This window comes from Oleiphilus sp. HI0132, assembly GCF_001635845.1.
In genome coordinates this window covers 1-1,101 of the sequence record NZ_LWGJ01001835.1, presented here as the reverse complement: position 1 = coordinate 1,101, position 1,101 = coordinate 1, and the positions used below count along the sequence as shown (strand labels likewise).

2 protein-coding genes are annotated in these 1,101 nt (G+C 43.0%); both read right to left on the bottom strand.

Annotated features, from left to right (window positions below; all coding sequences use genetic code 11):
* Positions 1–538 (bottom strand): NADH:ubiquinone reductase (Na(+)-transporting) subunit E (gene nqrE / locus A3766_RS27690; protein WP_197479801.1); only part of this gene is annotated, 538 nt, incomplete at its 3' end.
* Positions 538–1,101: NADH:ubiquinone reductase (Na(+)-transporting) subunit D (locus A3766_RS27685; RefSeq protein WP_068643393.1), on the bottom strand; the 564-nt coding region annotated here is incomplete at its 5' end. The genes A3766_RS27685 and nqrE, both read right to left, overlap by 1 nt.

Genomic DNA, 1,101 nt, shown 5'->3' with positions numbered 1-1,101 from the left:
CACGCAGACCTTCAGGCACATCACTGTACTTGAGCTTTTCTCGGATACCGGCCAATGCGACGATCGCAAGAGCCCAACCGACACCAGCACCCAAGCCATAGACCGTGCTCTCAGCAAGATTATAATCACGCTCAACCATAAATAGAGATGCACCCATGATCGCACAGTTTACTGTGATCAATGGTAGGAATACCCCAAGAGCGTTATACAGATCCGGGAAGTACTTATCCAAAACCATTTCTAGAATCTGTACCAAAGCAGCGATAACACCAATGTAAGTTAACAAACCTAAGAAACTCAGGTCTACATCAGGATAGCCCGCCCAAGCCAAGGCTCCATCTTTTAGAAGGTAGGTATAAATAAGATTATTTACAGGAACAGTGATTGCCAATACAACGACTACGGCAATACCTAGACCGGTTGCAGCTTGAATCTTCTTAGAAATCGCAAGGAAGGTACACATTCCCAAAAAGAATGCCAAAGCCATATTTTCAACAAATACAGCCTTAACAAATAGGCTTAAATAATATTCGATCATTAGAACGCCTCCTTAACAGAGTGAGACGAGATTTTGTAATCAGCAGGCTCTACCTGGTCTTTCTTCCATTGCCTTAAGCCCCAAATAAGCAAACCGATGATAAAGAAAGCACTTGGAGGAAGCAGCAACATACCATTAGGTACATACCAGCCACCATTGTTAACGGTAGGCATAAGCTCGATGCCAAACAACATGCCTGAACCAAACAATTCACGTACAAAAGCGACTAATAGCAAAATAACGGCATATCCTAAACCATTACCTATGCCATCCAGGAAACTCATGCCTGGGCCATTTTGCATTGCAAACGCTTCAGCACGCCCCATTACGATACAGTTCGTGATAATCAAGCCCACAAAAACTGAAAGCTGCTTACTAAGTTCATAGGCATAGGCCTTGAGAACCTGATCAACAACAATTACCAACGAAGCAATGATAGTCATTTGAACAATGATTCGTATGTTCGAAGGTATTTGGCTACGAATTACGGATACAAACAAGTTAGATAGGCCACATACTGCACATACAGCCAAGCCCATAACAACCGATAGCTCCATACTAGT